Here is a 20,804-nt window from a genome sequence, read left to right as displayed (position 1 = left end):
GGATCAGAAGACGGCGCGGACGTACGGGATGCGCGCGGCCAGCATCGAGACGGCGAACGAGACCACCAGCACTGCCGGGTAGACCAGACCGATCACCGCCAGCGACCGTCCCGCCTCGACGTCGGGAATCAGCTGCCGGAACACCTCGAAGACCAGCAGGTGGATCAGGAAGACTCCGAACGAGGCGTCGGAGAGCCGGACCATCGCCCGGGCCACCGCGGGTCGCCAGGTGGTGCGGGCGCCGATGCTGACCGCGGCCAGGAAGATCAGCAGGGTGGCCGCAGCGACCAACGTGCCGGTGGCCATCACCGGGAAGGTGGCCTGGAACAGCCGGTGCTTCGGGGCCGCCCCGTACTGCCAGATCGCCTCGGCCAGCAGCAGCCCGGCGCCGAGCAGCGCCACCGTGGTCCAGAGCCGGTTGAGCACCACCCTGCGCAGCGCCCAGCCGGCGATGAAGAAGCCCACGTACGGCCACCAGCGGTTCCAGCTGGTCAGGATATTCGGCCGGGAGTCTCCGAGGAGCAGCGCCCAGCCCGGGATCATGTACGCCACCATCGTCCAGCCCAGCGCCACCCCGGCCGTGATCAGCGACCGGTACCGGCCGCCGGCGTGCAGGAAGGGCGCCAGCACCGGGGCGATGACGTAGAGCCCGGCGATCAACCAGAGGAAGTACAGCGCGGTGAAGACCTTGCCGTCGATCAGTAGCCGGGCCAGCCCGGTGGCGGTCACGTGCTCGCCGCGCATCGCCATCCGGACCACGACCACGTAGACCACGTGCCAGACGATCATCGCGGGCAGGATCCGGGTGAACCGCTTGCGGTAGAAGGCGGCCGGACCGGCGCGGTGCGCCCGGGGGGCCAGGACGAACGCCCCGCTGATCATGATGAACGCCGGCACCGTCCAGATCGCGCCGATGTCGATCGCCGTGGCGATCCACCAACCGGTCTGCCCGCGCAGGTCGTCCTTGCCGACGAGCACGCCGAAGATGTGAATGGCGACGACGCCGCAGATCGCCACGATGCGCAGCGCGTCCAGGCCGTACTCGCGAGGCGGTGGGCTGCCGGGCGGGGACGTGAACCGGGCGCTGTCGGGCAGCGGCGCGGGACCGGCCGCCGGGCCGGGTGCCGCGTTGACAGGGGGTGAGAGGGCCACCGGGACATGCTAAGGGTCCGGGCACCCGGCATCCGTGAGGGCTATTTCGATCAATCACTGGCCGAATGGTCGTCCTTGGATGGGATCATGCACTGTGACTGCTTTCCACCGGCTGGCGACCGAAGGCACCGAGGCTCCCGGCGCGGCCGGGGAGGCACCCGGCCTCGCCGACCGGCCCGGTGGTGACGAGCCGTCCGGCAGCGCCGTCCGGTCCCGGCCGGCGTCCCGCCGTGCCGACCTGTTCGCTCTGCTGTTGTTCCTGGCCGGCGCGTTCTGGGTGACCGCACACGGGTGGCGTGACGTGCCCGGCCGGGTGCTCGGCCGGCAGCCGTTCGACCAGGACTTCAACGAGTGGATGCTGGCCCATGCGGCGCACGCGGTCGCCCACCTGGAGAATCCGTTCTTCAGCACCCTGCAGAACGCGCCGGACGGCGTGAACCTGGTGACCAATGTCGGCATCCAGCTGCCCGGCGTGCTGCTCGCCCCGCTCACCCTGCTCGGCGGGGCCACGCTGTCGTACCTCGTGCTGATCACGGCGAATCTGGCCGGCACCGCCTTCGCCTGGTACTGGGTGCTTTCCCGGCACCTGGTCACCCGCCGGCTGGCCGCGGCGGTGGGCGGCGCCTGCTGCGCCTTCGCCCCGGCGATGATCTCGCACAGCAACGGCCACCCGCACATCACGGCCCAATGGCTGGTCCCGCTGATCGTCTGGCAGGTCGTCCGGCTCACCAATGGCGGCCGACCGGTGCGGGACGGGCTCATCCTCGGCGCGCTCGTCTCCATCCAGTTCTTCGTCAGCGTGGAGATCCTCTTCATCCTTGCCCTGGGCTGCGTCCTGGCACTGGTCGGCCAGCTGCTGTTCCGGCCTCGCGCCACTCTCGCCGTGGTGCCCCGGGCGCTGGGGGTGCTCGCCGTCGCCGGCGCGTTCACCCTCGTGCTGACCGCGTACCCGCTGTGGATGCAGTGGTTCGGCCCCGGGCACCGCACCGGCCATCCGGCCGATCCCGACAAGTACGCCCTCCGCTTGGCCTCGTACGTCAACTATGCCACCCAGTCGCTGGCGGGCGGCTCGCCCGACCCGCGCCGGCTGGCCGCCAACGTGACCGAGGAGTCCAGCTTCTACGGCTGGCCGTTGGCCCTCTTCGCGCTCGGCGCGGTGGCCTGCTTGCGCCGGGAGCACCTGGTCCGGGTGGTGGCGTTCACCGCGGTGGCGTCCGCGCTGCTGTCGCTGGGCAACACCATCAACTGGGCGGTCCGCGGCTCGGGCGTACCCGGCCCGTTCCGGCTGCTCAACGGGCTGCCGGTGGTCGACGCCATGGTGGTCGCCCGGTTCGCGCTGATCACCACGGCGGCCCTCGGGATCCTGGTGGCCGTCGTGGTGGATCGGCTGCTCACCGGCCGGCTCCGGCGCCGGCTGGGCGGGGTGCCGCTGCGTCCGGTGGTGGGTCTGGCGCTGGCCGCGGCTCTGGTGCCGGTGCTGCCGATGCCGCTGCCGGCCGCCCACCGCCCGTCTGTGCCGCACTTCGTCACCGGCGGCGGCTGGCGCGAGTACGTGGCCCCGGGCCGCACCCTGGTGCCGGTGCCGGTGGAGAACATGACCTCGGTGCGCTGGGGCACCGCCGCCGGGGTGGGATTCGCGGTGCCGCAGGGCTACTTCCTCGGCCCCACCTCGCCGACTGACGACACCGGCCGGTGGGGGGTGGACCCGCGCCCGACCGCGGTGCTCTGGACGGAGGTGGCGACGGGCGAGCGTCCCGCCCCGATCACGGTCACCTCCGGGGAGCGTGAGCAGGCGGTCGCCGACGTACGCCACTGGAAGGCCGACGCCGTGGTCCTGCCGCGACACCGGCGGCAGGACGAGCTGCGTTCGGTGCTGGACGCCTGCTTCGGGCCGGGCCGGCGGGTGGACGACGTGTGGGTCTGGGACGTCCGATCGCTGACCTCCTGATGACGGCCGGCGTCAGACCCGCTGCGCCGGGACCGCCGTGCGCCCTGGTGGAGCCGGCTCCCGGGTGGCCGCCGGCGTGCCCGCGCGCATCAGCAGCGCCACGCCGACCACCACCGGCAGCCAGATGATCAGCACCAGCCGGTCGACCTCTGACGGCTTCGGGTGCGCCAGCAGGGTGAGCAGCCCGGTGGCGCCGGCCGTGGCCCAAAGCGCCGCCGCCCGCGCGGGCAGCGCGCGGAAGAGCGCGGCGTAGCCGATCACCAGCACCGCCAGAAACGCGGAGGCCTGCAACGGCGCGCCCCCGTTCCACCACTCGTCGAGCTGGGTCGGCCAGAACTCCTGGTTGAGCCGGATCAGCCGGGCCCACGGGTCCGGCACGTCCGGTCGGGTGAAGTGCCGGGTGAATTTGTCCTGAAGAGTTTCCGACGCGCCGGGGATGTGCAGCGCCGCGCTCAGCGCCAGCCACACCGCCGAGGCGGTCCCGGCGGCCGCGGTGAACAGCAGCAGGCCCGGCTCCCAGCCGGCCCGGCGCCGGTGCCACAGCACCAGCCCGGCCCCCACCACGGTCAGCGCCACCGACAGCAGCAGCCCAGTCGCCGGCTTGGTCACCGTGGTCGCGAGCAGCGCGGCCAGCACCCCGGCGGCGGCGACGCGGCGTGCGGCCGCCGTCGAGGTGGGCTTCAGCAGCGGTACGGCGGCGCAGAGCGCGGCCAGGGCGAACGCGGTGGCCCCCGCCTCGCCGAGCAGCCGGGTCAACCAGAACCCGGTCGGCAGCAGGAACAGCAGCAGCGTGGCGAAGAGCGAGCTGACCGGGCCGCCGCCGAGCAGCCGGACGGCCAGGGCGGCCAGCACTCCGGCCAGGACGGCGAGCAGCGCGGTGGCCGCCACCAGCCCGTGCGCGCCGAACACCCGGACGAACGGCGCGGCCACCAGCGAGTAGCCCGGCCGGGTGGTGAAGATCCGCTGGTAGCGCTGGGGCATCTCGGCCGCCCACCGCCGGGTGCCGGGGACGCACTCGACGCCGGGCTTCGGGGGCGGCATGCCGTGGTGGCACACCAACCGGGCGGCGAAGCGGCCGGCCTCTGGTGTCGGCGTACCCGCCATCGCGACGGCCTGGCGGGCGTACCAGTAGGTGTCGGGGTAGGCGTGCTGTGGCGAGGTCTCCCAGCGGGCCCACCAGAGCAGGCTCGCCAGGGCGGCAGCGGCGAGCAGCCAGATGATCTGGCGGATGCGGTTGGGCGGGAAAACGCGCGTGCCGGTGCTGGAGCGTGGACCACTAGATGGCAACTTTTCTGGCATCTGCCCACACTTCCCCTAGTAAGTGAGGAACTGGCACGGTGCTCGCGCGGCCGCCCGTCGACGCGCGCGTCGGAACATTCTGCCGGGAGGGTACGCTCCGGGTCGCGTGGCGGCGATTCCGACCCGGGCGCGGGCCCGAGGGGACCGGCTCGGCGGCCCGCTCTCGTACAATCGTTCGGGATTTCGGACCGGTTCCCCGGCCTGTCGGGGAGAGGCGGAGAAACAGACGATGGAGCGCAGAGGCGGCGCCGCGGGTCCGGGTGCCCGGGGACGTGTCGTCATGCTGGTCGACAACGGCGTGCAGGGGGACTCGCGGGTGCAGAAGGCCGCCCGCTCCGCCGCCGCGGCCGGCTGGGAGGTCATCCTCCTCGGGCGAGTGTCCGGTGGCGGGGTGCGCAGCTGGCGGCTCGGCGAGGCCGAGGTACGCCTGCTGCCGATGCCCGAGCCGCTGGCAAAGCGCCGGCACGAGTTCCGGCGTGCCTGGCTGCGCGCGCCCCTCGCGTACCCCCCGACCGGGATCGGCGTCCAGCGCAGCCAGGCGGTGAAGGCCTGGCGCGCGGACCTGCGGTTCCGACGGGCGGCGTTGACCCTCGCCGGCCGCGAAGGCGCCCGTGCCGCGCGGCTGGCCTGGCCGGCGCTGCGGGTCGAGGAGAAGCTATCCGGGCTGGTCCGGCGCTGGGTGTCGCTGCGCAATCGGGAGCTGAGCCGGGCGCGTAAGGGCCGCAAGCTCGACGGCCCCTGGGACCGGGCCTACACGCTGTTCTGGCAGCAGGTCCAGGGCGACGGGGCATGGCGGCGGCTGGAGCCGGGCCTGTGGGACTACGAGCTGGCCTACGGCCCGACGATCGACGAGCTGCAGCCGGACCTGATCCACGCCAACGACTTCCGGATGCTCGGCGTGGCCGCCCGCGCGAAGGTTCGGGCGGCGGTCAAGGGGCGGCGGATCGCCGTGGTCTGGGACGCCCACGAGTACCTTCCCGGGGTGCAGCCGTGGCGGGACAATGCGCGCTGGCTCCCGGGTAACACCGCCCACGAGCGCGAGTTCGTCCCGTACGCCGACGCCGCGATGACCGTCTCCGGCGGGCTGGCCGACCTGCTCCAGACCGAGCACCGGCTGGCCGAGCGGCCGGCGGTGGTGCTCAACGCCCCGGCGCTGGACGAGCTGCCCGCCGCCGGCGACGAGCCTGCCCCGGACATCCGCGCCCTCTGCGGCCTACGCCCGGAGGAGCCGCTGCTGGTCTACAGCGGCGTCGCCGCCGCCCGCCGAGGGCTGGACGTCATGGTCGAGGCGCTGCCGCAGCTGCCCGAGGCGCACGTCGCCTTCGTGGTCAACAAACCCGACTCGGCGTACGTGAAGGGCTTGCGCCGGCGCGCCGAGGAGCTGGGGGTGGGCGGGCGGGTGCACGTGCTGCCCTACGTGCCGCACAACCAGGTGGTGCCGTTCCTGTCGGGGGCGCAGGTGGGGATCATTCCGATCCACCACTGGCCGAACCACGAGATCGCGCTGATCACGAAGTTCTTCGAGTATTCACACGCGCGTCTGCCGCTGGTGGTGTCCGACGTGCGGACGATGGCGGAGACGGTCCGGGAGACCGGGCAGGGCGAGGTGTTCACGGCTGAGGACGTGGCGGACTACGTGCGTGCGGTGCGGGCCGTCCTCGCCGACCCGGCGCGCTACCGCGCCGCGTACGACCGGCCCGGTCTGCTGGCGGCCTGGACCTGGGAGGCGCAGGCGGAGGTGCTGGACGGGGTCTATTCGCGGCTGCTGCCGGATGCCCCGGCCCGGGTCGGCGGTCCGGGCTCCGGCGCCGTGCCGACATCGGTGGGGGTGGGCGCGTGAGTCAGCCCGACGTGACAGTCGTCGTCGCCGTCTACAACACCATGCCGTACCTGACCACATGCCTGGACTCGCTGGTCGGGCAGACCATCGGGCTCAATCGGCTGGAGGTTGTCGCGGTCGACGACGGTTCCACCGACGGCAGCGGCGCCGAGCTGGACCGGTACGCAAAGCGCTACCCGGGCACCGTCCGGGTGCTGAGTCAGCCCAACTCGGGCGGCCCGGCGGCGCCGAGCAACCGTGCCCTGGACGAGGCCCGTGGTCGGTATGTCTTTTTCATCGGCTCAGACGATTACCTCGGTCTGCAGGCGTTGGAGCGTCTGGTGGCCGCCGCCGACCGGTGGGACTCCGACGTGGTGCTCGGCCGGATGATCGGCACCAACAAGCGTTACGTGCACCAGGCCATCTATGCCAGCACCGAGGAGCGGGTCGACCTGTTCGACAGCGCGCTGCCCTGGTCGCTGTCGAACACGAAGCTGTTCCGCCGGGACCTGATCGAGCGCCACAGGCTGCGGTTCCGCACCGACATGCCGATGGGCAGCGACCAGCCGTTCACGCTGGAGGCCTGTTTCCGGGCGAAGAAGATCTCCGTCCTCGCCGACTACGAGTACTACTACGCGGTCAAGCGGGACAACGCGCAGAACATCACCTATTCCAGCCGGTTCGAGGAGCGGCTGCGCTGCGCCGAGGAGTTGGTCGGCTTCGTCGCCAACCTGATCGAGCCGGGCCCGCGGCGCGACGCGATCCTGCTGCGCCACTTCAGCTGGGAGGTGGCGAAACTCCTCCGGCCGGAGTTCCTCGACCTCGGCGCGAACGCGCAACAGCAGGTGCATGACCGGATCCGCAAGCTCGCCGAGGCGTACCTGACCGATGCCATCCTGACCCGGATGGTGCCCGACCGGCGGCTGCGGCTGGCCCTCGCCCGAGATGCCGACCTGGACCAGCTGCGCGAGCTGATCGGGCAGCAGGCCGAGAAGGCGCTGCCCGAGGTCTCGATCGAGGGCGGGCGCTGGTACGCCCACTACGTCGGCTTCCGCGACCCGTCGATCGGCTACCCCGACGAGTGGTACGAGGTGACCGACCAGGCCGCCGAGGAGCTGGCGCGGCTGACCGCGACCGGGCTGGCCTGGGGGCGGGACGCCGCTGGGGCCCGGGTGCTGGTGGTCACCGCGCAGAGCCGCTGGGCAGAGCTGGCGGAGTTGCCGGCCGAGGCGGTCCGGGTCAGCGTCGGCGAGTCGGTGGGTGTGACGACCGTCGCTCCGGGCGGCCCGGGTACCGTCGTACGGACGGACTTCGCGGTGGACCGGTTGCTCGCGGTCGTCGCGGCGGGCGGGGAGATCCGGGCGATGAGGGTCGAGGTGGCCGCCCTGGGCGGCGTTGGCTCGGCACCGCTGCGGGTGGACCGGCGCATCGTCGCGTCCCGCCTGCTGGCCCGGCGTGGTGTCCGTTTCTACCTCATCACGCCCACCAACAACCACAAGAGCCAGGTGATCGTCGCGATCACGCCGGTGACCGCCCGTCGGTTCCTTGCCCGCCTGCGCCGGATCTGGCCCTCTGGAGGAAAGTAGTCACATGGACATCTGCGTCGTCGCGCTCGGAAAGATCGGTCTGCCCCTCGCCGTGCAGTTCGCCTCGAAGGGGCACCGGGTGATCGGTGCCGACGTCTCCGAGCGGGTCGTCCAGCTGGTCAACGACGGGGCCGTGCCGTTCCCGGGCGAGGCCGACCTGGACGTCAAGCTGAAGGAGGCGGTGTCCGCCGGGCTGCTGTCGGCCACCACCGACACCGCCGCCGCGGTCGCCGAGTCCGAGGCGGTCGTCGTGGTCGTGCCGCTCTTCGTCGACGCCGAGGGGGTGCCGGACTTCGGCTGGATGGACGACGCCACCCGGGCCATCGCCCGCGGCCTGAAGCCGGGCACCCTGGTCAGCTATGAGACCACCCTGCCGGTCGGCACCACCCGCAACCGCTGGGCGCCGATGCTCGAGGAGGGTTCCGGGCTCACCGCCGGCACGGATTTCCACCTGGTCTTCAGCCCGGAGCGGGTGCTCACCGGCCGGGTCTTCGCCGACCTGCGCCGCTACCCGAAGCTGGTCGGCGGCATCGACGAGGCGTCCGCCACGCACGGCGTGCGCTTCTACGAGGCGGTGCTGGACTTCGACGAGCGGGCCGACCTCGACCGCCCCAACGGCGTCTGGGACCTGGGCTCGGCCGAGGCCTCCGAGCTGGCCAAGCTCGCCGAGACGACCTACCGGGACGTGAACATCGGCCTGGCCAACCAGTTCGCCCGGTTCGCCGACACGGTGGGCGTTGACGTCACCAAGGTCATCGAGGCCTGCAACACCCAGCCGTACAGCCACATCCACTCGCCCGGCATCGCCGTCGGCGGCCACTGCATCCCGATCTACCCGCGGATGTACCTGTGGAACGACCCGGCCGCCACCGTGGTTCGCTCGGCTCGAGAGGCCAACGCCGCCATGCCGGATTACGCCGTCGACCTGCTCGCCGCCGCGTACGGCGACCTGACCGGCGTGGGCGTGCTGGTGCTCGGCGCGTCCTACCGGGGCGGCGTCAAGGAGACCGCCTTCTCCGGCGTCTTCCCGACGGTGGAGGCGCTGCGCCGGCGGGGGGCCAAGCCGTACGTCTCCGACCCGATGTACACCAACGAGGAGTTGGCCGCGCACGGCCTGCCCGGCTACGCCGGGGAGCCGGTCGACGCCGCCGTCATCCAGGCCGACCACGCCGAGTACCGCACCCTCGCCCCGGCCGACCTGCCGGGCGTGACGGTGCTGGTCGACGGCCGTCGGGTCACCGACCCGGCCCGCTGGGCCGGCGTCCGTCGGGTGGTCATCGGCGGCTGACCTGCCGTACGCCCGTGGGCCCTGGCCGTTCGACGGTCGGGGCCCACTTGTTGCCCGGCTGGTGCGGCACGTCGTCAACCGTTAACCCGTTCCACACCCCGGCAATACTTGAGTTATCTGTCCCGTTTATGGTCGTAGTTGCTCACTGCGATCGACGCCAGGGAGCAGACAGGGAGCGTGTCGTTGTTCCGCAGAGTACGCAACCAGCAGGATGTCGCCACCGCCGGCGTGGCCCTGCTCGGGTACGCGGCCATGGTTCTGGCGGGCATTCTGGGCCAGGCGATTCCGTACGCGGTCGCCGCGCTGGTGGTCCTCGCCGGTGAGCTGGCGCTCGCCACCCGGTTCGCCGCCACCGGCGAACTGCTGGAGAAGGCCGGCCTCGGGCCGGTGCTGAGACAGCTCGTGCGCGACCTGTCCGTCGTACTGCTGATCGTCGCCGCGGTCCGCCCCGGTGCGGGCGCCACCGTCGCGGTCCTGCTGCTGCCCGCCGCGCTCTGGACCGTGGCCGTGGGCACCACCGCCCTCACCAGGGTCGCCGAGGGGCGGGCCGCCACTCCCGCGTTCACCCGCAACATCGACCTCGGCGCGCTGCGCCGGGTGCCGGTGCCGCCGACCTGGGCCCAGCGGCTCGCCGATCTGCGGCTGCCGCTGCTCAACGTGCTCCTCGTCCCGGCAGCCGTGGCGGGTGCGCTGGTCGACCGGGTCACGCCGGTGGTGGTGACCGGGCTGGTCACCCTGGCCGCGGGGCTGGTCACCGCGACGGTGTTGGCGCTCGCCTGGCTGCGCGGGCGCGGCCAGAGCCCGGGCGTGCTGCCCGCCGTGCACGAGTGGATGACTCGGGAGCGGCCCGAGGTGGCGCTCTACTTCGCCGGCCCGGCCAAGGATGTCTACCAGGCCAACATGTGGCTCGCCCCGGTCGAGGCGGCCGGCCGCCGGGCGGTGGTGCTGCTGCGTGCGGAGGAGACGTTCCACGCGCTGGCGGACACCCGACTGCCGGTGATCTGCGTACCGGCCGGCGTCGACTTCATGAACCTCGACCTGAATTCGATCCGGGTCGCCTTCTACCCGGCGAACGTCGGCGCGAACATCCACATGCTGCGCGAGCCCGGCGCGAAGCACGTCTTCGTCGGGCACGGCGACAGCGACAAGCAGGCCAGCGTCAACCCCTACAGCAAGGTGTACGACGAGGTGTGGGTGGCCGGCCTGGCCGGCCGGGAACGCTACGCCCGGGCCGGCGTCGGCGTCCGCGACGACGACATCGTCGAAATCGGGCGTCCGCAGCTCGCCGGCGTGCACACCTTCGGCGCGGAGGCCACCGACCGGCCCTTCACCGTGCTCTACGCCCCCACCTGGGAGGGTTGGCTCGACGACGACCCGTACCACACCTCGCTGGTGCTGATGGGGGAGCGGATCGTCAAGGGCCTGCTCGCGAGCCGCCCGACGGTGCGGCTGATCTACAAGCCGCACCCGCTGACCGGCACCCGATCCAAGCGGGCCAAGGTCGTGCACGAGCGCGTGGTGGAGCTGATCCGAGCGGCCGGTGGCGATCCTGCCGCGTCCTCGTTGGACGGTCCGGGGCACCGGGTGGTCACCGGGCGCACCCCCGCGCTGTTCGACTGCTTCAACCAGACCGACCTGCTGATCAGCGACGTGTCCAGTGTGGTCTCCGATTTTGTGCAGAGCCAGCGCCCGTACGTGGTGGCCAACCCGGGCGGCCTGCCGGAGGACGAGTTCCGGAGCACCTTCCCGACCTCGCGGGCGGCATACCTGCTCTCCGCCGACTGCGGCGAGCTGGAGAAGATCCTCGCGCTGACCCGGGCCGGCGACGACCCGATGACCGAGGCGCGGCGGGAGCTGAAGACGTACCTGCTCGGGCCGGACGAGCCGAATTCGATGGAGCGGTTCCGCGCCGAGATCGGCCGACTCTGCGGCTGACGGCGGCAGCTGTGCCGAAGGGGCGGCGGCCTTCCGGCCGCCGCCCCTTCGTGCGTGCTCAGCCGCGCTGAGGCGGGGTGTTGACGTCGCGGGAGATGACCTCGCCCTTCTCGTCGACCCAGCCCTTGGGCCGGGCCGGGTTGCCGGCGACCAGCTGGTACGGCTTGACGTCCCGGGTCACCACCGAGCCGGCGGCGATCATCGCGTATTCGCCGACCTCGATCCCGCAGACCAGGGTGGCGTTGGCGCCGATCGAGGCACCCCGTCGGACCAGGGTCGGGGTGATCGTCCAGTCCGGGTTCTGGGCGCGCGGGCGGAAGTCGTTGGTGAACACCGCGGACGGGCCCACGAAGACCTCGTCCTCAATGGTGACGCCCTGGTAGATCGAGACGTTGTTCTGGATCTTCACCCGGTCGCCGACCGTGACGTTCGCGTCGACGTACACGTTCCGGCCGATCACGCAACCGGCACCGACCTGCGCGCTCGACCGGATGTGGGCCAGGTGCCAGACCTTGGTGCCGTCGCCGATCTTGGCACCCTCCTCCACCTCGGCGGTCTGGTGAACGAACAGGGAGGCGGATCGGTCGTTGCTGTCAGTCATGTCAAACTCGCATCGTCGCAGGGCGGGCCGGTTTTCGACGCAGCATATCGATTCATCGGTTCGGCGGTGTCGTCACCGCCTCGTGCCGGTTCCCGCGTACGCCCGCGCCCGCTCAGGGGAGCGGGCATGCTCGGGGTGGGAGCTCCCGGAGGGAAGGCGATGCAGAGCTACGACGACGACTGGACCGACGGCCAGCGGGCCGTCTACGACGAGTGTCACCAGGCCGGCGCCGAGTGGGCGAGCGACCCGGACACCCCCAGCGAGGAGATCCAGCTCGTGATCAACCTCGGCCAGGCGGACGACGACACCTTCGGCGACTCGGAGACGGACTTTCCGCCGCTGGTCGACGCCGTCACCCAGGCCACCGGGGAGAACGTGACGAGCGTGCCGGCCAGCCACGCGGACCCGGGTTTCCGGGGCTTCGTCGACGGCGTCCGCGACGCGACCGCCGACGAGGTATTCGGTCTCTGAACGACCCCGGGCATTTCCGTCCTGCCGGCACTTCTGCCACCATTCCAGGGCAGCGCGTCGAGCGGATGGGAGGCACGGTGCGGATCCTCCTGGTCGAGGACGATCACCGGGTGGCCGGTGCCTTGTCGTCCGCGCTGACCCGGCGCGGCTACGAGGTGGAGCACGCCGCCACCGTCGAGGCCGCGCTCTCCGCCGCCCCCTGCGACCTGGTGCTGCTCGATCTGACCCTGCCCGACGGCGACGGCACCGACCTGTGCCGCGAGCTGCGCCGGCGCAGCAGCCAGCTCGGCATCATCGCGGTGACCGCCCGGGGTGAGGAACGCGACCGAGTGCTCGGCCTGCGGCTCGGCGCCGACGACTACGTGGTCAAGCCGTTCTCCATGGTGGAGCTCCAGGCGCGGATCGAGGCGGTGCTACGCCGGACGGTGCACGCCGCGCCGGAGCGTAACCTGATCGAGGCGGGCCGCGTCCGCATCGACGTGAGCGGCCGGACGGTCAGCGTGGCCGGCCGGGCGGTGGCGCTGACCCGCAAGGAGTTCGACATTCTGCTCTCGTTGGCCCGGCAGCCCGGTGTGGCGGTGTCCCGGGACCGGATCCTGCTGGATGTCTGGGGCACCACCTGGGCCGACCGGCACACGGTGGAAGTGCATGTCGGTTCGCTGCGCGGCAAGCTCGGCGATCCGACGCTGGTGGAGACCGTACGCGGGGTCGGATACCGACTCCGCGGCGAGTAAGGAGGCCGGAGTGCGCCGCCGGCTGGTGATCAGTTACCTGCTGTTGATGGTGCTGGTGCTGTTGGCCCTGGAAACACCCCTGGCGGCCACCCTGGCCACCCGGGAGACCGACCGGGTCCGCGCCGACCGACTCGCCGACGCCACCCGGTTCGCGTCGCTCGCCAACCCGGCGTTGCGCGGACGCGGTCCCGGCCCGCTCGACGTGGAGTTGGACGCCTACGAAGGCCTGTACGGCATCGGGGCCGCCGTGGTCGACCGGGACGGGCACACCGTGGTGTCCTCGACGAACTGGGAGTCGGGCCCGGCCGCCGCCTCCGCGGTGGACATCGCGCTGGCCGGGCAGCAGTTCAGCGGACCGGAGTCGGTGTGGCCGTGGATGACCGGGCCGGTGGTGGTGGCCGTCCCGATCAACGACGGCGGCGAGGTGCTCGGGGCGGTGGTCACCACCACCCCGGCCGGCAAGGTGCGGCGTACCGTCGCCGCCTGGTGGCTGCTGCTCGCGGCGATCGGCCTGCTCGTGGTGCTGGCCTGCGTCTCCACCGCGTTCGGGCTGGCCGGCTGGGTGCTGCGCCCGGTCACCGAACTCGACGCGGTGACCCACGAGATCGCCGAGGGTGACCGCACCGCCCGGGTACGCCCCCGGCTCGGCCCGCCGGAGTTGCGCCGCCTCGCCGCCAGCTTCAACAACATGGCCGACGTGGTCTCCGACGTGATGGACCGGCAGCGGGCGTTCGTGGCGCACGCAAGCCACCAGCTGCGCAACCCGCTGACCGCGTTGCGGCTGCGGGTGGAGGAACTGGGCCCGAGTCTGGCCGACGCCGACGGGCGCGCCGAGCACCGGCTCGCGCTGGAGGAGACCGATCGGCTGGCCACGCTGCTCGAGGCGCTGCTCACCCTGGCCCGCGCCGAACGGGCGGAGAACCAGCGGGTGACCGTCGACGCCGCCGAGGTGGCCGCCGCCCGGGTAGCCGCCTGGCAGCCGCTGGCCCGGCACCGGTCGGTCACCCTGCGGCTCGACCCCGCCGACGCTCCCGCGTACGCCCAAACCGTGCCGACCGCCATCGACCAGACGCTCGACGCGCTGATCGACAACGCGGTCAAGTTCAGTGGCGACGGGGAAGAGGTGACGGTGACCGTACGCGTGGCCGACGGCGGGACCGTGCTGCAGGTGCGCGACACCGGCCCGGGCATGACGGCCAGCCAGCTCAACCAGGCCACCGAGCGGTTCTGGCGGGCACCGGACGTGCAGAACGTCGACGGCGCCGGTCTGGGCCTGACCATCGTCGCGGTGCTGGTCGACGCCTCCGACGGCCGGCTGGCGATGCGCAAGAGCCACCCCCGGGGCCTCGTCGCCGAGGTCTGGTTCCCGGCGCCGGAGCCACTGGAGGTCGAACCGGCCACCACCGAACCGCGCCTCGCCGAAGCCGGCCGGGCCTGAGCCGGGCCACAGCGGCCGAGCGCAGGTCAGGGTTTCGCCGAGCGGTACCAGTCGGCCGCGCCGGGATGCAACGGCAGCGGGGTGGTGGCGATCGCCGACCGGGGACTCATCCGGCCGGCCGCCGGATGCGCGGCGGCCAACTCCTCCCGACGCTCCATCAGCAGCCGGGTCAACTCGCGGACCAGCGGCTCCGGCAGGTCCGCGCGGACGATCAGATAGTTGGGGTTCGCCACCGTGCTGGCCGGGTCCGCCCCGTACACCGAGCGGGGGATGTCCCGGGTCACGTAGACCTGCCCGTACTCGCGGCGCAGCGGCTCGGTCCACTCGCCCAGGTCGATCAGCCGGATAGCGGTGCTGCTGGCCAGCTGGGCCACGCCCCGGACCGGCAGCCCCCCGGAGAAGAAGAAGGCGTCGATCTGGCCGGCGCGCAGCGCAGCCACCGAGTCGTCCAGGCCGAGATGCGCCTGGTGTATCTGGTCGCCGCCCAGCTGGGCCACCTCCAGCAGGCGGGTCGCGGTGACCTCCGTGCCGGAGCCGTCGGCGCCCACCGACACCCACCGGCCCCGCAGGTCGGCCAGCGTCCGCACCGGGCCGTTGGCGGTGGTGACCAGGTGCAGCAGGTCGTCGTAGACGCGGGCCACGGCGAGCACGGGGGGATGCGCCGAGTTGCGCGGCGGCAGCACGTCGGCCTGGGTGAAGCCCAGCTCCGCCTCGCCGGAGCCGACCAGCCGGACGTTCTGCGCGGAGGCGGCGGTGACCACCACGTCGGCCTGCACCCCGGGCAGCTCCCGGTTGAGGATGGTGGCCAGCGACTGGCCGAAGGCGTGGTAGACAGCGGTCGGACTGCCCGTGGCGATCCGGATGCGCACCGGCTCGGCCGCCTCGTCCTGGCATGCGGTGAGGCCGGCGAGGGTCGACACCAGCAGCATCACCACGGTCATCGGCGCGGCGACCCGGCGCCGGCCACGCACAGTCCAGTGTCGGCTCACGGGCAGCACTGTGCGACGCGCACCGCTGAAAGCGCAAGCCCCGCTGGTCAGGTCCGCCGGTCGCGACGGGCGGAACGACTCAGCAGACCATCGCCGGGTTGACGGCGGCGCTGTCCACGATCCGCATCCGGTGCGGGCCGTTGGCGACGCTCACCAGGAAGCAGCCGGCGCCGGGCCGGAGCGTCGCCGCGACCTCCAACAGCGCCGCGCCGCGCACCAGCACCGCGGCCAGGTCCCGGTCGGCCAGCCGGACGCCGAGGCAGTGCCGGCGGACGTGCCGCCCGCCGGCCAGCAGCGCCGCGCGCCAGGCGGCCGAGGCCAGCCGGGACCGCCAGATCTGCCGGGCCCGGGAGGCGCCGGGGACGGGGCCGCCGAGCAGCTCCCGGCGGCCCTGCCGCCAGGCGCTGTCCAGCAGCGTCGCGTACGCCGACCGGTGTTCCCGGGGCACCCACAGCCGGTGCAGCTCGTAGCGGCGGCGCAGGCCGCCGGTGGCCAGCTCGTGTTCGACCGGCAGGTCGAGCCGGCCGAGCAGCTGCCGCATCCGGTGCGCCGCGTGTTCGCGGTTGAACTCGGCGATCCCGCCCCGGTACGTCTCGACGCCGACCCGGCGGGTGCCGGTGGCCGGGGGCGGGGTGCACCGCACCAGGCTGGCGACCTCGAACGCGTCAGACAGGGTCGACCAGTCCAGCGGTGCCGGCGACAACGGGCGGGGCCGGTCGAGCAGTGTGGTGGACTCGGGGGCCATCGGAGGACTCCTTAGTCGACGTCAGGATTCCCCCTACCGTGAACCCGCCACCGGCACCGCGAAACCGATGCGCCCGAGCCTTGAGGAAAAATTGCGCCTACAGCTCGGTCACGACGATGTTGAGCTGGTGTGGCCGCCCGGTTGCCGCCGGCTGCTCCTCGACCGTGTACTTCAGGTCCCGCAGCGCCCCGACCAGCGCGTCGGCGCTGCGCGGCCGGACGCCGGCGGTCAACAGGTCGCGGACCAGCCGGCCCTTGGTGGCCTTGTTGAAATGGCTCACCACCGAGCGGGTCGGCACCCCGTCCACGTCACGTTCGTGCAGCACCCGGACCGTCACCGTGCGCTCCGCGACCGCCCCGCGCGGCACCCAGGTGGCCGCGTACGCGCCCGAGCGCAGGTCCAGCACCGGCCCGCTGCCGGCCGCCGCCACCATCGCCGGGGCCAGCGCCCCCCGCCAGTACGCCGACAGCGCGCCGATGCCCGGCAGCCTCGCCCCGATCGGGCAACGGTAGGGCGGGATCCGGTCGGCGAGGCGTACCGCACCCCACAGGCCGGAGCTGACCAGCACGCAGCGGCGGGCCAGCCGCTGCGCCGCCGGCGGCAGCGAGGCCAGGTCGAGCGCCTCGTAGAGCACCCCGGTGTAGATCTGCCCGGCCGGCCCGGTGGCCGCCTCGCGCAGCCGGGCGTTGCGGCGCAGCTCGCCGCGCTGCCCCTCGCTCAGGCCCAGCGCGGTCCGGGCCGCGGCCTCGTCCGGCCCGGCGCAGAGCCCGACCAGGGCGGCCAGCACCTCGTCCCGGGCCGGGGTCAGCTCCGGCAGGGAGAGCCGGGACAGGTCCAGCCGCCGGCCGCCGCCGGCCTCGGCCTTCCCCTCGGACGGGGGCAGCAGGATGAGCATTGGCCCAGGGTATTGCCCCGGCTCAGCGCCACGGCCGCAGGGCGATCGGCGGGTGGTACACGCGATGGTCGCCGATCTCGGCGAGCACCGCCGCGTCCGCCCCGTCGCCGAGCAGCAGCCGCAACGTGCGTTCCGCCGGCGACCCGATGGCCAGCACGTAACCGGGCCGTTCCGCCCGCCCCACCCGCCGCCAGTACGGAAGGTAGCGGTTCTGCCCCGGCGTCAGGTTGCCGACGAGCACCCCGCAGGCCACCGTCTCACCGGTGTTGAAGACCAACCGGTTGCAGGTCCAGTAGTCCGCGTACACCTCGTGCAGGCCGGCCCCGCGGACCGTGTCGGCCAGTTCCCGGGCCTGCCGCTCCTCGGCCCGGATCGACGGCGCGGCGGCGACGAACGCCACGGTGGCCGCCACCGTCGCGGCGGTGATCGCGGCCAGCACCAGGCCCGCCGCCGCACCCCCGACCCGGGCCGCCCCGCCGACGCCGGCCCGCACGGCATACGTGGCGGCCAGCCAGAGCGGCCAGAGCACCGCCGGCAGTGAGATCTGCAGCACCGACAGGTAGCGGGCGTTGCCCAGCGGGTCGGTCGCCGACAACGCGCTGTGCACGTACCCGAGCAGGGTCAGCACCGCCCCGACGACCAGGGCGAGCCGCGCGACCGCCCGGACCCGCGCGGCGGCGTCCGCGGCCCGCCGGTACGCGACCAGCCCGAGCGCGGCGGCGGCCACCAGCAGCGCCACGTACAGCGGCCCGAACCAGGTCGCCCACCGGGCGCACCCGCTCGACGGGCAGAGGCCGCCGGCCAGCGGCACCCCCTCCAGCAACCCGCCGCGCAGCCGCTCCGGCCAGGACGGGGTCGCACCCGGCATCGTGCTGATCTTCTGGAACACCGACCAGGAGTCCTGCCCGGGCGGGGCGCCGAGATTGTCCTCGATCATCGGGGCGACCCCGGCCAGGAAGCCGACCACCAGCGCCAGCCCCGGCCAGCGGACCAGATCGCGGGGCGCCGCCCAGAGCAGCAGCAGCCCCGCCACCACCAGGTAGGGCACGATCAGCCAGTCCGACCACAGGGCCAGCCCGGCGAGCAGCCCGAACCCGCCGGTGGCCAGCCAGCGGTGCCGCACCCGGCGCTCGCCGAGGGCCACCGCGATCAGCAGCATCGCCACCACCGCCGGTTTCACCTCCGGCCGCCCGCCCACCACGGTGAGCTGGTCGCGGACCACCCGCTCCGAGCCGAGCGCCAGCAGGCCGACCACGAAGACGGCCAGCCAGGGGGAGAAGAGCCGGCGGGTCAGCCGGTAGGTCAACCAGAGGAAGATCGCGTACAGCGCCAGCAACGGCAGCCGCAGCACCGGCCAGCTCGGCCCGGCCCACCCGACCAGCGGGGCGGCCAGGTACGACTCCAGCATGCCCATGTAGCGCTGGCCGTAGAGGAAGACCGGTCGCTCGTGGCGGTGGGCGATGTGCAGCGCGGCCAGGCCGAACGTGGCCTCGTCGCTGTTCGAGCCGGGCACCGTGAACAGCGTCAGGGCCAGCCGGTAGCCGACCCCGGCCAGCCCGAGCAGCAACGCGACCAGCGCCGGGCGGTCGAGCGTTGGACGCCACCGCCCCGGTCTGCGCACTGGTGTCGCCACGACCAGCCCCCGTCGTCGCCTGCGACCGCAGTCTGTCACGGCGCCGGGCCGTGCCGGGGTGGATCGGCGAGGTCACTCGCGTGGCCGGGTGCGCCCGGGTGTGGCAGGGTGACATCGTGCCAGCCACACCCGCCGGAGAGCTCGCCGTGTCGCGGCTGCACCGGGCCGCCCGCATCGAGGACGCGGTGCACGGCCTGCTGGAACGCCGGCTGCGCCGCACCGGCTGGAAAATCAACATCATCGCGTACGCCGGCTACGGCGGCCCGGGCTGGGCGCGGGTGCTCTGCCGGGTGCTGCTCGGCCGCCCCGAGGTTCGGCAGCGGGCCCGGCCGGAGAAGGTCCGCGGCTGGCGCAGCTTCGCCACCCTGCCGGCCAAGTACGTCACGGTGACCGTCGAGGCCGGCGGCGTACGCCAGGAGGCGACCGCAGACCGCAGCGGCTTCGTCGACACCGTCATCGAGGCCGACTTCACGCCCGGCTGGGGCTGCGTACGCCTCAGCGTGCCCGACGCCGAGCCGGTCGAGGCCCTGGTCCGCGTCCTCGACCCGAACGTCCGGTTCGGCATCCTCTCCGACATCGACGACACGGTCATGGTCACCGCGCTGCCCCGGCCGCTGCTCGCCGCCTGGAACACCTTCGTCCTCGACGAGCACGCCCGCGCCGCGGTGCCCGGCATGGCCGTGCTGTACGAGCGGCTGGTCACCGCCCACCCCGGCGCCCCCGTCTTCTACCTGTCCACCGGCGCCTGGAACGTCGCGCCGACGCTCACCCGGTTCCTGTCCCGGCACCTCTACCCGGCAGGGCCGCTGCTGCTCACCGACTGGGGGCCGACGGCCGACCGGTGGTTCCGCAGCGGCAAGGAGCACAAGCGGGCCACCCTGGCCCGGCTGGCCCAGGAGTTTCCCGACGTCCGCTGGCTGCTGATTGGCGACGACGGGCAACACGACCAGGAGATCTACCGCGAGTTCGCCGCCGGGCACCCGGAGAACGTGGCCGGGGTGGCGATCCGCCGGCTCTCACCCACCCAGTCGGTGCTCGCCGGCAGCCTGCCCGCCCCGGCCGGTCGGCCGTCCGCCGGCCCGGTGGGGCAGAAGTGGCTCTCCGCGCCGGACGGCGCCGGCCTGTGGAAGCTGCTGCGGGACGCGGGTCTGGTCTGACGTACGCCCGGTCAGTGGACGATGTGCCGTTACCGCTCAGTCGCGCCCTAAAGTGCAAGAATGCCAGCCATGACCACGGTGTTGGACCGGGAGATGTACAGCGAGGCCGAGGCGGCTCGGCTGCTCCGGATCAGCCAGTCGACGCTGCACTACTGGCTGGAGGGTGCGCAGGTCGGCGACAAGAAGAGCTATAAGCCGATCCTCCGCGACCAGCCACGAGGAACCCGTACGGTGACCTGGGCCGAGTTCGTCGAGGCGGGGTACCTCCGGGAATATCGGCGCACCCACAAGGTCGCGATGGCGGAGCTGCGCAAATTCATCGAACTGCTGCGGGAGAAGTTCGGGGTGCCGTACCCCCTGGCCGACCGCCGGCCGTTCGTGTCCGGCCGAGATCTCGTCTACGACGTGCAGACCGCCGCGGGTCTCGGTGTCGACCTCTGGTTGGTGACGGTGGCCGACGACCAGCTCATGTTGACCACTCCTGCCGACTCCTTCAACCGTCGCATTGATTGGGAAAAAGACCTGGCCGTCGGATACCGTCCCGATGCCAATCCGGAGTCACCAGTCCGGGTGCGGCCCGATACGCGGTTTGGCAAGCCTTCCGTCAACGGCGTGAGCACTGAGGTCATCGCAGAGCAGCACGACGCCGGTGAGGATCGTGACGCCATCGCGGAGATGTACGCCCTCAAGCGCGCCGACGTCGATTGGGCACTCGCCTACGAGTTCTCTGTCCGCGCCACCACTCGCGCCGCGTGAGCCGGGTAAAGCCCGCCGATGTCCGGTTCTACTTCGACGCGGACATTCGGGGTCTCGGAATCCTCCTGTCTGGCATCCGACCCGATGTCACCTATCCGGGTGACCCCGGAGGTGAGATCCACAAGCGTTTCCGCCCACCCTGCGTTGTCAAGGATGTCTCCACTCCGGACGATGTTTGGATTCCGCAGGTCACGAAGGAAAGCTGGCTGATCGTCACCCGCGATCGGCACATTCGCTCCCGGCCGCGCGAGCTTGCCCAGTACGCGCCTACGGGGCCCGGATGGTCGCTCTGACGGCGGCTGAGGCCACCAGCACGTTCCATCAGCTCGAGGTAGTGATGTGCCGTTGGCGGGACATA

The 20,804-nt window shown here is 72.7% G+C and carries 18 protein-coding genes; 11 read left to right on the top strand and 7 right to left on the bottom strand.

All coding sequences use genetic code 11. The features are described from left to right. Positions 1-3: 3 nt before the first annotated feature. Positions 4-1,152, bottom strand: coding sequence for an acyltransferase (locus ABZ671_RS09180; RefSeq protein ID WP_357853750.1), 1,149 nt, complete (start codon positions 1,150-1,152; stop codon positions 4-6). 94 nt (positions 1,153-1,246) lie between these two features. Here ABZ671_RS09180 and ABZ671_RS09175 point away from each other — a divergent pair, with 94 nt between their 5' ends. Continuing rightward, complete coding sequence (locus ABZ671_RS09175) at positions 1,247-3,100, top strand: hypothetical protein (RefSeq protein ID WP_357853747.1); 1,854 nt, start codon at positions 1,247-1,249, stop codon at positions 3,098-3,100. Positions 3,101-3,112: 12 nt separating this feature from the next. On the opposite strand, the gene ABZ671_RS09170 is transcribed toward ABZ671_RS09175, so the two are convergent. Continuing rightward, complete coding sequence (locus ABZ671_RS09170) at positions 3,113-4,399, bottom strand: hypothetical protein (RefSeq protein ID WP_357853744.1); 1,287 nt, start codon at positions 4,397-4,399, stop codon at positions 3,113-3,115. A 280-nt stretch (positions 4,400-4,679) separates the two neighbouring features. On the opposite strand from ABZ671_RS09170, the gene ABZ671_RS09165 reads away from it, so the two are divergent. The 4 genes from ABZ671_RS09165 to ABZ671_RS09150 all read left to right on the top strand — a co-directional run bounded on the left by ABZ671_RS09165 (position 4,680) and on the right by ABZ671_RS09150 (position 11,027). Further along, on the top strand, positions 4,680-6,239 hold the full coding sequence (locus ABZ671_RS09165) for a glycosyltransferase family 4 protein (protein ID WP_357853741.1): 1,560 nt from the start codon (positions 4,680-4,682) through the stop codon (positions 6,237-6,239). Beyond that, a complete protein-coding gene (locus tag ABZ671_RS09160; protein ID WP_357853738.1) occupies positions 6,236-7,804 on the top strand; it encodes a glycosyltransferase in 1,569 nt (522 codons plus the stop codon). Before ABZ671_RS09165 ends, ABZ671_RS09160 begins: the two co-directional genes overlap by 4 nt. A 4-nt stretch (positions 7,805-7,808) precedes the next feature. Beyond that, on the top strand, positions 7,809-9,092 hold the full coding sequence (locus ABZ671_RS09155) for a nucleotide sugar dehydrogenase (RefSeq protein WP_357853735.1): 1,284 nt from the start codon (positions 7,809-7,811) through the stop codon (positions 9,090-9,092). 183 nt (positions 9,093-9,275) lie between these two features. Continuing rightward, positions 9,276-11,027 carry a CDP-glycerol glycerophosphotransferase family protein gene (locus tag ABZ671_RS09150; RefSeq protein ID WP_357853732.1) on the top strand — a complete coding sequence of 584 codons (1,752 nt, stop codon included), beginning with the start codon at positions 9,276-9,278 and terminating at the stop codon, positions 11,025-11,027. A gap of 58 nt (positions 11,028-11,085) precedes the next feature. Here the strand turns inward: ABZ671_RS09150 and ABZ671_RS09145 are convergent, their stop codons facing one another. After that, positions 11,086-11,628: an acyltransferase gene (locus tag ABZ671_RS09145; protein ID WP_357853729.1), complete on the bottom strand. Its 543-nt coding sequence runs from the start codon at positions 11,626-11,628 to the stop codon at positions 11,086-11,088. 126 nt (positions 11,629-11,754) lie between these two features. On the opposite strand from ABZ671_RS09145, the gene ABZ671_RS09140 reads away from it, so the two are divergent. The 3 genes from ABZ671_RS09140 to ABZ671_RS09130 all read left to right on the top strand — a co-directional run bounded on the left by ABZ671_RS09140 (position 11,755) and on the right by ABZ671_RS09130 (position 14,271). Continuing rightward, complete coding sequence (locus ABZ671_RS09140) at positions 11,755-12,099, top strand: hypothetical protein (RefSeq protein ID WP_357853726.1); 345 nt, start codon at positions 11,755-11,757, stop codon at positions 12,097-12,099. Positions 12,100-12,176: 77 nt separating this feature from the next. Then, on the top strand, positions 12,177-12,833 hold the full coding sequence (locus tag ABZ671_RS09135) for a response regulator transcription factor (protein ID WP_357853723.1): 657 nt from the start codon (positions 12,177-12,179) through the stop codon (positions 12,831-12,833). A gap of 10 nt (positions 12,834-12,843) precedes the next feature. Then, positions 12,844-14,271: a HAMP domain-containing sensor histidine kinase gene (locus tag ABZ671_RS09130; protein WP_357853720.1), complete on the top strand. Its 1,428-nt coding sequence runs from the start codon at positions 12,844-12,846 to the stop codon at positions 14,269-14,271. Positions 14,272-14,297: 26 nt separating this feature from the next. On the opposite strand, the gene ABZ671_RS09125 is transcribed toward ABZ671_RS09130, so the two are convergent. From ABZ671_RS09125 to ABZ671_RS09110, 4 genes are all read right to left on the bottom strand, one after another. Beyond that, the gene (locus ABZ671_RS09125) at positions 14,298-15,212 is read right to left on the bottom strand and encodes a TAXI family TRAP transporter solute-binding subunit (protein ID WP_357853836.1); all 915 of its coding nucleotides are present in this window, start codon (positions 15,210-15,212) and stop codon (positions 14,298-14,300) included. Between the two features lie 127 nt (positions 15,213-15,339). Further along, on the bottom strand, positions 15,340-16,005 hold the full coding sequence (locus ABZ671_RS09120; protein ID WP_357853717.1) for a hypothetical protein: 666 nt from the start codon (positions 16,003-16,005) through the stop codon (positions 15,340-15,342). Positions 16,006-16,102: 97 nt separating this feature from the next. After that, positions 16,103-16,900 carry a peroxide stress protein YaaA gene (gene yaaA, locus ABZ671_RS09115; RefSeq protein WP_357853714.1) on the bottom strand — a complete coding sequence of 266 codons (798 nt, stop codon included), beginning with the start codon at positions 16,898-16,900 and terminating at the stop codon, positions 16,103-16,105. A gap of 22 nt (positions 16,901-16,922) precedes the next feature. Next, on the bottom strand, positions 16,923-18,533 hold the full coding sequence (locus tag ABZ671_RS09110; RefSeq protein WP_357853711.1) for a hypothetical protein: 1,611 nt from the start codon (positions 18,531-18,533) through the stop codon (positions 16,923-16,925). 116 nt (positions 18,534-18,649) lie between these two features. On the opposite strand from ABZ671_RS09110, the gene ABZ671_RS09105 reads away from it, so the two are divergent. The 3 genes from ABZ671_RS09105 to ABZ671_RS09095 all read left to right on the top strand — a co-directional run bounded on the left by ABZ671_RS09105 (position 18,650) and on the right by ABZ671_RS09095 (position 20,739). Then, positions 18,650-19,690: a phosphatase domain-containing protein gene (locus ABZ671_RS09105; protein WP_357853708.1), complete on the top strand. Its 1,041-nt coding sequence runs from the start codon at positions 18,650-18,652 to the stop codon at positions 19,688-19,690. A gap of 93 nt (positions 19,691-19,783) precedes the next feature. Then, positions 19,784-20,446 (top strand): DUF433 domain-containing protein, encoded by a 663-nt coding sequence (locus tag ABZ671_RS09100; protein ID WP_357853705.1) that lies wholly within the window; start codon positions 19,784-19,786, stop codon positions 20,444-20,446. After that, positions 20,443-20,739, top strand: coding sequence for a hypothetical protein (locus tag ABZ671_RS09095; protein WP_357853702.1), 297 nt, complete (start codon positions 20,443-20,445; stop codon positions 20,737-20,739). Before ABZ671_RS09100 ends, ABZ671_RS09095 begins: the two co-directional genes overlap by 4 nt. Positions 20,740-20,804 lie beyond the last annotated feature (65 nt).

This window comes from Micromonospora sp. NPDC006766, assembly GCF_040636055.1.
In the GTDB taxonomy this organism is placed as follows: Bacteria; Actinomycetota; Actinomycetes; order Mycobacteriales; family Micromonosporaceae; genus Micromonospora.
The sequence above is the reverse complement of the archived record's forward strand: the minus strand, read 5'-3'. Positions and strand labels throughout refer to the sequence as shown.

Excerpts from the sequence above, each read along its gene's own strand:
- yaaA (WP_357853714.1), bottom strand. The coding sequence starts at position 16,900 with ATGCTCATCCTGCTGCCCCCGTCCGAGGGGAAGGCCGAGGCCGGCGGC.
- ABZ671_RS09120 (WP_357853717.1), bottom strand. The coding sequence starts at position 16,005 with ATGGCCCCCGAGTCCACCACACTGCTCGACCGGCCCCGCCCGTTGTCG.
- ABZ671_RS09140 (WP_357853726.1), top strand. The coding sequence starts at position 11,755 with ATGCTCGGGGTGGGAGCTCCCGGAGGGAAGGCGATGCAGAGCTACGAC.
- ABZ671_RS09125 (WP_357853836.1), bottom strand. The coding sequence starts at position 15,212 with ATGACCGTGGTGATGCTGCTGGTGTCGACCCTCGCCGGCCTCACCGCA.
- ABZ671_RS09145 (WP_357853729.1), bottom strand. The coding sequence starts at position 11,628 with ATGACTGACAGCAACGACCGATCCGCCTCCCTGTTCGTTCACCAGACC.
- ABZ671_RS09165 (WP_357853741.1), top strand. The coding sequence starts at position 4,680 with ATGCTGGTCGACAACGGCGTGCAGGGGGACTCGCGGGTGCAGAAGGCC.
- ABZ671_RS09170 (WP_357853744.1), bottom strand. The coding sequence starts at position 4,399 with ATGCCAGAAAAGTTGCCATCTAGTGGTCCACGCTCCAGCACCGGCACG.
- ABZ671_RS09155 (WP_357853735.1), top strand. The coding sequence starts at position 7,809 with ATGGACATCTGCGTCGTCGCGCTCGGAAAGATCGGTCTGCCCCTCGCC.
- ABZ671_RS09100 (WP_357853705.1), top strand. The coding sequence starts at position 19,784 with ATGTACAGCGAGGCCGAGGCGGCTCGGCTGCTCCGGATCAGCCAGTCG.